The sequence below is a fragment of the Desulfotomaculum copahuensis genome (genome assembly GCF_001655685.1).
Taxonomy (GTDB): Bacteria; Bacillota; Desulfotomaculia; order Desulfotomaculales; family Desulfovirgulaceae; genus Desulfotomaculum_G; species Desulfotomaculum_G copahuensis.
This window is the reverse complement of sequence record NZ_LYVF01000020.1, coordinates 1-9924: the sequence shown is the minus strand read 5'-3', so window position 1 is coordinate 9924 and position 9924 is coordinate 1. Positions and strand designations below refer to the sequence as shown.

Genomic DNA, 9924 nt, shown 5'->3' with positions numbered 1-9924 from the left:
TTAACTTTGACGATACCTTGTTAGGATTGTGACCGTATTGCATATTAAACTTCCTTTGCGTGTTAGCTTTCCACTATCCCTGATCTCCCGACTCAGAGGCTATCAAGCTTGTTTAACAGACTTAATTAGCAACATCATCGGGCGGCGCATTTCATCCGACATGCCTGGAATCTCCATCATGTCATTACTCGGCATCGCTTCCTCAACGGCTTCCAGCCGGAACCCAGCATTTATGAGCCCCATCAGGATCTGAGTCAGTGTATGATGCTGTTTCGTAATATTCTGCCCAAGGAAATGGGTAGCTCGCTCTCCGGAATAAAAGTAATTATCAACAGGCCAATATTGCGGCTTGCCGTTTGAATCATAAACCCAGTCTTGGTTCACACCCGTGGTAAAAACAGGATGTTCAATGTTAATTAGGAAAATACCACTATTCTTTAGCGTCGAGTATACCTTTCTGAAAATGGCGTCAATATCTGCAATATAATGAAGCACCAGATTGGAAATCACACAATCATATGAATCTGCAGGATAATAATATTCCTCCAGTCCACAAATTCGGTAAGTAATCTTGGGGTCTGCGTTTTTTTCTTTTGCTTCGTTAATCATTTTTTCGCTCAAGTCGATTCCCATCACATGTTCTGCACCGCACTCGACAGCATATTTGCAGTGCCAGCCGTAACCACATCCAAGATCGAGTACGCTTTTGCCGCTTAATTCAGGAAACAAAGCCTTGAATTGATGCCATTCGCCTGCTCCTGATAAGCCTTGTTGACTTCGTGACATCTTCGAATACTGGTAAAAAAATTGTTTATTATCATAAATGTTGTTCATATTCTCACCTTTCTTTGTTTAAAATCTTTCAACAGATATGTTCATCAATCCTTCGGAAGAATATCTTTTACTTCGTTAATTAGTCGTTTTAGCTGTGCACAGGCATTTGCTCCCTCTGTTCCAGCTGCCGTAAAAATTGAATTTATTTTATCTTTGTAGTCAAGCGGGTGAATGTTAAAATTATCTATCATGCCGACTGCCTTTTTTTCGTTCAGACAGTATTCTTCATTTACTGCAAACAATACCTGGTTGAGTGCTGAAATTGCACGTACAATATGGGCAATAACATAATAAACATCATTTTTCTCGGCATTACTTTCTGCAAGCATTGAAGAAAACGCTGCTTCAAACCCGAAGAAACCAATAATAGCTTTCTTCAGCTTTGTCGGATATTGTTCGGCAATACTCTTTAGTTCTGAAATATTACTCTGTTTTTCCCACAACACCTTGCATACTGCCAATTCTCCCATATACATCACATTCATATAGGCATGGGGATGCCCAATTTGATAATGTGCGGAAATATTCCCTTCCTGACATTCGGCAATCACATTTTTTACTCGATCTACATCCCGCAGAATAAAATCAACATGGTATCCATCAATAACGAGCCAACCGCCTCCATTAACCCATTTACCCCATTCACCAGGAGGAACAACCAAATTATCCCTATGTTCATCATCCACATTTTTTGCTGCCTTGTTCAAGGACACAAGGTTAAGGGTTTCTTTGTCGTAATAGATACCGATATCAATATCCGATTCTGGGGAATGCGTTCCCCTTGCACGCGAGCCGCCAAGCACAACAGCCTGGATTCCTTTAATTCCAACCAGTGCTGATACAACTTTATCTAATACTGTTTTTATTTTATTCATGTAACTCACCTCATTATATTTAAAGCATACTCCCATCTCGATTTGCTGCTTAAAAAATAGCTTGTTTTATGCTAACATCTAACCTGCCCTCTCAACATCAACTTTTTCAAAAAACACCTAAATCGACCACTCGCGAACCCATGTTATCTAAACTGACCACTCGTTAAACACCGACATCTAAATCGCTCTGCCGCGTTTAAAATCATCCCTCTGGACTTGTTCCCTTGAACCGATAACTTTCCAATTTTCATACAATGAAATTATATCACAAATATGCAAAAAGCCTAGTATTACTAGGTTCTTCACACCCTCACTTCTCCACCCTTGACATCAATACTGCGCACTCCACATGACTGGTTTGGGGAAACATGTCCACCGGCCGGGCTTCCACCAACCGGTAACCATGACCGGCCAGGTACCCCAGATCCCGCGCCAATGTAGCCGGGTCACAGGATACATAAATCACCCTGGGCACCGCCCGGCCGGCCAAAACATCCAGCATCCCCCGGTGACAGCCGCGGCGAGGTGGATCCAGCACCACCAGATCGGGCCGGTGACTGCCCTTCAATAAACGGGGCAGACTCTTTTCCACCGCACCCTGCTCAAAAGTTGCATTGGTGATCTTATTCAACCGGGCATTCCTCTGCGCGTCGGCCACGGCCGCCGGTGACAGCTCCAAACCCAGTACATGCCCGGCCCGCCGTGCCAGATAAAGGGCGATGGTACCCACCCCGCAAAAGGCATCCACCACCTGTTCCCGGCCGGTCAAACCGGCATATGCACGGACCAGCCGGTATAAAACCCGGGTTTGAGCCGGATTGACCTGGTAAAACGAGGTTGCGGAGAGGCGAAAAACCAGGTCGTCCAGACGGTCCGTCAGATATCCCGGTCCGTATAGAATTTCCGTTTGTTCAGCGTCCTCCTCACGCCCGGCGGACTCCGCCATTTGTTGTACGACTGTTGTTATCCGTCCGGAGGCGGCCAGTTCACCAATCATTTTTTCCGTCCTGAAACGGAAGTCCTTGGCCGTGGTCAGCACCACCATGGTTTCCCCCGTCCCGGCCGCCTTGCGTAGGGTGATTTCCGAAATACCGCCTTTATCTGCCAGCAACCGGTTCCGGTTCTGGTTCAACCAATGTTCCACCACCCGGACCAGGCGGTTTAAATCTTCGTCCAGCAGGCGGCAGGCAAAACTCTCCCCCGTCAAACGCCCCAGGACATGTGAAGAGGGAGCGAAAAACCCGAGCACCACTTTGCCCTCCCGGCATCCAATGTGCAGGCGCACTTTGTTGCGGTAATGCCAGGGATCATCCATGCCCAGCATGGACAAAACAGCCGTACCGTCCAGTCCGCCGATACGGGCGAAAGCGTTACGCACCAGCCCGGTTTTGTACTGCAACTGGTGCGCATAGTCCAGGTGCTGGATATGGCAGCCGCCACAGCGGCCAAAAGCAGGACAACGGGGAACGGCACGCCCCGTGCCGCTTTCCAGCAATTCCGCCAACCCGGCCCGGAGGTACTTTTTCTTCACTTCCGTCACCGTTGCCCGGATCCGGTCGCCGGGCGCAGCCAGGGGGACAAACACCACCTGGCCCCGGTGCCTGCCAATCCCCTCACCACGATGGTTTAACCCCTCTATCTCCAGGATTAACTGTTCCCCGGGCTGCCCCGGTGTCATGGTCACACCCCCCATTGGTTCTGAAAAGCGGCCCGGGATTTTAATTTCCGGCCGGCCGGAAGCATACAGCGCTTTGATTTACCGTTCAATCTCCGGTTCGCGCCCGAGGGTGAACTGAAGCCTCGTTTCACCGGAAGGAAAGCTGTGCCCCGCTCACCTGATTTATTTTACCACAAGGGAAAAGACAACGTGCAGAGTTTCCGTTCCCTTTCAAAAGCCAAACCTGCCCATTGGGTAAGGGTATGTCCTCCCTGAACAAAATGAAAACAAAAAAAACAAACTGCAACTCTGAACTGTTTTTAAAAAACACCCCGTACAAATGATTATGTCTTGTCCGGAAAATCCTCACCGGCCGATGGCGAATATATTTTTATTGATTTTTTCGAGTTATCCTTTACAAATCCAATTATTTCGGGTATAATTTAATGTGCCCATGTAGGGGTCAAGGGATTCTTCCTCCTTCAATTACCATACGGTAGCAGGGAGTGAAAAATTAATTCCCTAAGCTGCCCGGGCAAAAGGAGGATTTTTAATATGTTTGAAGACAAAGTGATCACCTGTCGTGACTGCGGGCAAGAATTTGTTTTTACTGTTTCGGAGCAAGAATTCTATGCCGAAAAAGGTTTCACCAACGACCCGTCCCGTTGCCCGCAATGCCGCGCCGCACGCAAACAAAACGGCGGCAACCGCGGCCGCGGCCGATATGATCGCCAGGAAAGGGAAATGTTTCCGGCCGTCTGTGCGGCTTGTGGACGGGAAACACAAGTACCTTTCCAGCCGCGTGAAGATCGTCCCGTCTATTGCCGGGACTGCTTCAGCCGGAGAAACAACCGCTACTAAGTAATAAAAATTCGTTTTACAAAAGCACCATCCCCGCCCGGGTTGGTGCTTTTTTTATTCGGTCATCCGGGTGAAATGAATACTCCTAGACATTATGTTTGCTCCAAAATGTTAAATTTGCTCAAAGTGGAACGAAATATTTTGATCAGACATTGACACAACCATCAACACCCGTTATACTGTTCGTGTGCGAACGTTCTAATATGAACGTTCGCACACGAACCAATAAAGGGGTGAGCATGATAGATTCTACTGAAACACGGACTGAACTGATCAAAAATATCCATGGAAACCTGCATCGCATTCACCGGATCCTGCACCGGCACATGGCAAGTAAAATGCATGGCCTACCGGTAACCCCCGCCCAGATGGGCGTGCTCCGGATGGTCAGGCTCAAGCCCGGAGTGACGGTAAGCGAAATGGCCCGGCTGGGCATGATGACCAAGAGCAACATTTCGGTAATGGTGGACCGTCTGTGTCGGGAAGGCCTGCTGGAAAAGAGGCCGGACGGGGCGGACCAGCGACTGCTCCGGCTTTACCTGGCAGCCGGCGGACGGGAAATCCTGGACCGGATCGGCGCCCGGCACCTGGCCGCCACACAGGCGGCGCTGACCGGTCTGACCGGTGAGCAACTGGAGCAGGTGGCCGCCAGTTTGGAACTTCTTTTAAACACTCTGAAAGAAAATCTTGCGGCTGGAAGTGATGAATAACATGGAAGATATAATCATAGTCGAAAACCTGTGGCGCAAGTTCAACCAACTGGTGGCAGTGAATGATATCAGCTTCACGGTGGGAAAAGGCGAGATTTTCGGTTTCCTCGGTCCGAACGGGGCCGGCAAGTCCACCACCATTCAGATGCTGGCCACCCTCTTGAGACCCACCGCGGGACGGGCGCTGATCAACGGTCACGACATCATCCGGGAACAATATGCAGTGCGCCGGAGCATCGGTATGGTATTCCAGGACCCCACCCTGGACGGAAACCTGACCGCGCTGGAAAACCTGGATTTCCACGCCCGTCTGTACGATGTAGACAAAAAAGTTCTGGCCGGAAGGCGCGGGGAACTTCTTCAGATGGTGGAACTGGCCGACCGCGGCCGCGATCGGGTCAAGTTTTTTTCCGGCGGTATGAAACGCCGGCTGGAAATCGCCCGGGGCCTGTTACACCACCCGGCGGTGCTCTTTCTGGACGAACCGACGGTGGGACTGGATCCGCAGACCAGAAGCCACATCTGGACCTACATCCGCGACTTGCGCCAAAAGGAGGGAGTGACCATTTTTCTGACCACCCACTACATGGATGAGGCGGAAAACTGCGACCGCATCGCCATCATCGACCACGGGCAAATCGTCGCGCTGGACACCCCGTCCGGCTTGAAACAGATGGTGGGACGGGACGTGATCAACCTGACCGCTAAAAACATCGATCAGTTGACCCGGGACATCGAAGAGCGCTTCGGCATCCGGGGCAACCGCTTCGACGGGGAATTGCAGCTGGAAATAGAACAGGGGGATCACTTCATTCCCCGCTTGCTCAGCGCTGTGGGTGACGCAGTCGAGTCAGTCAACCTGCATAAACCCACCCTGGACGACGTTTTCCTTAAACTGACCGGACGGGCCATCCGCGCTGCAAACGCCGGCGCTGCGGATGCCATGCGCGCAATGATGAAAAGGAGGGGTCGCCGGTGAAACATTTGAAGGCCATCTACACCATCTGGCTGCGCGACCTGATCCGTTTCTTCCGGGAGCGCAACCGTATTATCGGCATGCTCGGCCAGCCGCTTTTATACCTTTTGATCATGGGCAACGGCTTTTCGGCCAGCTTTCGCCTGCCCTATGCGCCGGCCGGATTCAGTTACCTGCAATTCATGTACCCGGGCGTAATCGGTATGTCGGTCCTGTTTACGGCCGTATTCTCGGCCATGTCCATCGTCTGGGACCGCGAGTTCGGCTTTTTGAAGGAAGTGCTGGTGGCTCCGGTACCGCGCTGGACGGTGGCCATCGGCAAGACCCTGGGCGGCAGTACGGTGGCTATGATCCAGGGCGCCATCCTGCTCATCCTGGCCCCCTTCGTCGGAGTGCACCTGTCCCCGGTGGCGGCACTGGAGATTCTGGGCATACTCTTCCTGATCGCCTTCGCCCTGACCTCTTTCGGCATCACCGTGGCCTCGCGCATGGAAACCATGGAGGGCTTCCAGATGATCATCAACTTTCTGATCATGCCGCTCTTCTTCCTGAGCGGCGCGCTATTCCCGCTGCGCGGCGCCGCCGCCTGGATGAGCACACTGATGAAGATTGATCCGCTCACCTACGGGGTGGACGCCCTGCGCAACGTCTTCTTCGGTTCCGCTTACCCGGGCGCGGCACTGGTCCAATTCCCCATCCACCTGGACCTCCTGGTGGTGGCGGCCATGGCACTGGTCTTCGTAGTGGCCGGCACGGCCATGTTCAACCGTCAGGTTTAAGCCGGCCGCTTGGGAACAAAATGGTCTCCCGCCGGTATGAAAAGGGCGGTCCGGACCGCGCAAGCCGGCCCCTGCAAAAAGAAAAACCCCGCCGGCCGGCGGGGCAAAAGAAAATCCGCGAAGATTCCGCTGTATTATTATGTCCGGTCATTGAATTATTTACGGTGAAGTTGAACGAATTTGCAACCCCGGACAGAGGCAAATCCCAATACATTTTAGTCCGGGGAAAGGTGTGCAGTCCGGCCGTTCCCGCACGCACAGCAGTAATTGCGCCGGCAAAAAGTAATTGACAAATCCTTTTTCTTTTGTTATCTTAAAGCAAGAAGGGGAGTAGCAAATCACCCGGCAGCGTCAATACGGCCTTACGCCCGCCGCCGGGGCGGTTTAAACCGTTTGCAAGACCTTCATCTGGTTTTAACACCAGATGAAGGTCTTTATTTTTTACCGCCGGCGTGAGTAAAAATATTTTGGGGGGTTAGCAATGGATTTTTTTAGCGGAGCAGTTCTTTTTGGTGTCGTCACAATCATTCTATCCGATCTGCTGCTGGCCGGTGACAATGCCCTGATCATCGGCCTGGCCTGCCGGGGACTGCCTCGGGCGCAAAAATACCGCGCCCTGTTTTGGGGCATGGCCGGAGCGGTGATCCTGCGTATCTTGCTGACTTCTATGGCAACCATTTTGTTGACCGTACCGTTTGTACAGACCGCCGGCGGCATATTGCTCGCCTGGGTGGCCTTTAAACTGCTGCTGCCGGAAAAGGAGGCAAATGTCGGCGCGGCGGAAAGCCTTGCCACCGCCATCAAAACAATCATCACCGCCGATTTGGTCATGAGCATGGATAATGTGCTGGCTGTAGCCGGCGCGGCCCACGGTGAAATCTTGCTGGTCGTTGGAGGTCTTGTGCTGAGCATACCCATTGTCATTGGCGGCAGCCAGGTCATTTCCCGGCTGGTGGAAAAATATCCGGTCATGCTTTATGCGGGAGCCGCCGTTCTAGCCTGGACGGCCGGTAAAATGCTGGCGGAAGACCGGATAACCAATCAACTGCTTGCCCGGTTAAACTTTTCCGTCCCCGTTTTGGTACTTATCCCCGCAGCAGTCACCCTGCTGATCTTGATTGCCGGGTGGTTTGTACACTGGCGGGAAGACAAACAGGGGCAAAAAGCCGGGGATATCCCGGTCGGTCCGTCTGCGCATAAAAACTATTGACCGGGGGAAAAACATCTTCGTAAATATTATATGCAGGAGGGTGTTCAATGGCACTGATACCATACGAACCAATGCGGTATCTGGAAAACGTGAGGCGGGATTTGGATCAATTTTTTACCGGTCACCCGGCCGGGCTGGCCAACTGGTTTGACCGTAATTTCGGTATTCCCCGCATCGACGTGTATGAAACGGAAAACGAGGTGGTTGCCAAATGTGACTTACCCGGCCTGGAAAAGAAAGATGATCTGAACATTGACATTGATAACAACGTACTTACCATCAGCGGCAGCATAAACCGGACCGGTGAAATCAAGGAAAACCGCATGCACAGGCAGGAACGGTACGTTGGACAATTCCAGCGGTCGGTAACCCTCCCGGCCCGGGTTTCTTCCGAAGATGTGAAAGCGGTTTACAGAAATGGCGTCCTGGAAGTACGCATGCCCAGGGTGAATGCAACAGCCGGAAAAAAAATCGATGTCGAATTTCATTAAAAAGCACATGCGTATCCTGTTAAGAAGTGCCGGCCCGCCGTTACCGGCGGGCCTTTAACCCGGGCGGCTCGCAAAATGCGTTTAATTTCCAGACTGCCGGATAACAAACAGGTGAGCCTATGAACAAGCTTGGGCATAAACGAGGTTCCCGCTATGAATAGTGAGCCCTCTAATTTAGTTACACTATAAAACCATCAAGGTTCCCTTTAATGGTTATTTTTTTTGACCAAGCAGAATAACTCCTTATATATACTGGAACACAAACTTCTACATAGAACTTGTATTTTTCCAAGATATTCAACTGGTTCAATATAGTTGAATTGTCGAGCGCGGTTATAACTAACTTATAGTTTGATTCAAGGTCTCTTGATTTTTTATATAGTTGGCTCAAGTTTTCATAATTATATAAATATAAAGTATTATTAACATCACTACATGCTTCACCGAAAATCCTATTTGCCATTTCAACGATTTCCTTATCACGTAAGATATTAATACTAATCATCAATAAAGCGTCTTCAAGCATATTCTTTACAGTTGGTATCCATACAATTTTTTGATACTTAGGACAACCTCCAGCATTAATTCCATGAGGCAATAAAATCCATGCCGGCTTGCTATTTTCTGAAAGATATAGAACAAACGACGGTATGATGCCACCATGATTTTGATGTTCGGTACCAATTAAAATTTGTGCCGTATAAGTACCCATAAATATATACCCCCATTAAATTTAATATATAAGTACCCTATAAAAAATAGCTTGCTCCCTGCATTTTTTCAATAACATGTCATAAATAGAACGATATGATATTATTGAGTATTTGTTTGCCATATCAAGCCACAGGCTACAAATTATCAATTATTTTTATTCAAACCTTTCTTCAACCCAAAATTCCTCAAACCTGGCATAGGCTAGAGGTTTTCCTAGCCTTTTAATATTATCGGCAAAATCAATAACCAAGCACTCTTTTGTACCACCAAATACAGGCCCTCTTAGACCACGTCCGAGTATTTGTTCATATAAAATCTCACTTGTGGTCGGCCTACAGATTGCTATACATTCTGTTTTCGGTGCATCAAAGCCAGTTGTTAAAACCCCATAATTAAATAAATATTCTATTTTACCATTCTTGAAATCATGAATAATCCCGCGGCGAATAGTCATTGGCGTATCGGAGGATATGGCGGCAGCAGTTCGTTCACCTATCGCAGTTAGCATTACAGAAAGAAAATAGGCATGTTCAACTGTGCAAGCATAAACAATCGTTGGACAACCATTGTTTATCTTTAAAAGCCTTTTTATGATAAAAATATTTCGGTTAAGATTCGATGCCAGCCGTTTTCTAAAACCTGCTGGAACGTCGTTTTCTTTTTTCAACTGCTCTATTTCCGAATCAGTCAGTTCATATTCCATACTCATCTTACATACTATATGGCGGGGGTTAGCTAAATATCCATTATCTCTAAAATATTTTACCGGATTAGTAGAATACTCTTCCCCAAGGGCAGGAGTGGGTAGAAGGCGCCC

At 49.4% G+C, this 9924-nt stretch carries 11 protein-coding genes; 6 read left to right on the top strand and 5 right to left on the bottom strand.

The window, feature by feature from the left end:
- Positions 1-102 precede the first annotated feature (102 nt).
- The 3 genes from A6M21_RS02495 to rlmD all read right to left on the bottom strand — a co-directional run bounded on the left by A6M21_RS02495 (position 103) and on the right by rlmD (position 3387).
- Positions 103-834, bottom strand: coding sequence for a class I SAM-dependent methyltransferase (locus A6M21_RS02495; RefSeq protein ID WP_066666335.1), 732 nt, complete (start codon positions 832-834; stop codon positions 103-105).
- Between the two features lie 44 nt (positions 835-878).
- Entirely contained in the window at positions 879-1709 is an 831-nt protein-coding gene (locus tag A6M21_RS02490; RefSeq protein ID WP_066666334.1) for a nucleotidyltransferase domain-containing protein, read from the bottom strand.
- Positions 1710-2019: 310 nt separating this feature from the next.
- A complete protein-coding gene (gene rlmD, locus A6M21_RS02485; protein WP_066666333.1) occupies positions 2020-3387 on the bottom strand; it encodes a 23S rRNA (uracil(1939)-C(5))-methyltransferase RlmD in 1368 nt (455 codons plus the stop codon).
- A 534-nt stretch (positions 3388-3921) separates the two neighbouring features.
- Between rlmD and A6M21_RS02480 the strand changes: the two genes are divergently transcribed.
- The 6 genes from A6M21_RS02480 to A6M21_RS02450 all read left to right on the top strand — a co-directional run bounded on the left by A6M21_RS02480 (position 3922) and on the right by A6M21_RS02450 (position 8393).
- Entirely contained in the window at positions 3922-4227 is a 306-nt protein-coding gene (locus tag A6M21_RS02480; RefSeq protein ID WP_066666332.1) for a zinc-ribbon domain containing protein, read from the top strand.
- A 239-nt stretch (positions 4228-4466) separates the two neighbouring features.
- The gene (locus A6M21_RS02475) at positions 4467-4937 is read left to right on the top strand and encodes a MarR family winged helix-turn-helix transcriptional regulator (RefSeq protein WP_066666331.1); all 471 of its coding nucleotides are present in this window, start codon (positions 4467-4469) and stop codon (positions 4935-4937) included.
- A gap of 1 nt (position 4938) precedes the next feature.
- On the top strand, positions 4939-5916 hold the full coding sequence (locus tag A6M21_RS02470) for an ATP-binding cassette domain-containing protein (RefSeq protein ID WP_078060332.1): 978 nt from the start codon (positions 4939-4941) through the stop codon (positions 5914-5916).
- Positions 5913-6692, top strand: coding sequence for an ABC transporter permease (locus A6M21_RS02465; RefSeq protein WP_066666329.1), 780 nt, complete (start codon positions 5913-5915; stop codon positions 6690-6692). The genes A6M21_RS02470 and A6M21_RS02465 overlap by 4 nt, the downstream gene beginning before the upstream one ends.
- A 481-nt stretch (positions 6693-7173) precedes the next feature.
- On the top strand, positions 7174-7902 hold the full coding sequence (locus A6M21_RS02455; RefSeq protein ID WP_066666327.1) for a TerC family protein: 729 nt from the start codon (positions 7174-7176) through the stop codon (positions 7900-7902).
- A gap of 47 nt (positions 7903-7949) precedes the next feature.
- Positions 7950-8393, top strand: a complete 444-nt coding sequence (locus A6M21_RS02450; protein ID WP_066666326.1) for an Hsp20/alpha crystallin family protein — start codon at positions 7950-7952, stop codon at positions 8391-8393.
- Positions 8394-8571: 178 nt separating this feature from the next.
- Here the strand turns inward: A6M21_RS02450 and A6M21_RS02445 are convergent, their stop codons facing one another.
- Together A6M21_RS02445 and A6M21_RS17705 are read right to left on the bottom strand one after the other, a co-directional pair.
- Positions 8572-9105: a hypothetical protein gene (locus A6M21_RS02445; RefSeq protein WP_066666325.1), complete on the bottom strand. Its 534-nt coding sequence runs from the start codon at positions 9103-9105 to the stop codon at positions 8572-8574.
- 156 nt (positions 9106-9261) lie between these two features.
- Positions 9262-9924: DEAD/DEAH box helicase (locus tag A6M21_RS17705; protein WP_282434523.1), on the bottom strand; the 663-nt coding region annotated here is incomplete at its 5' end.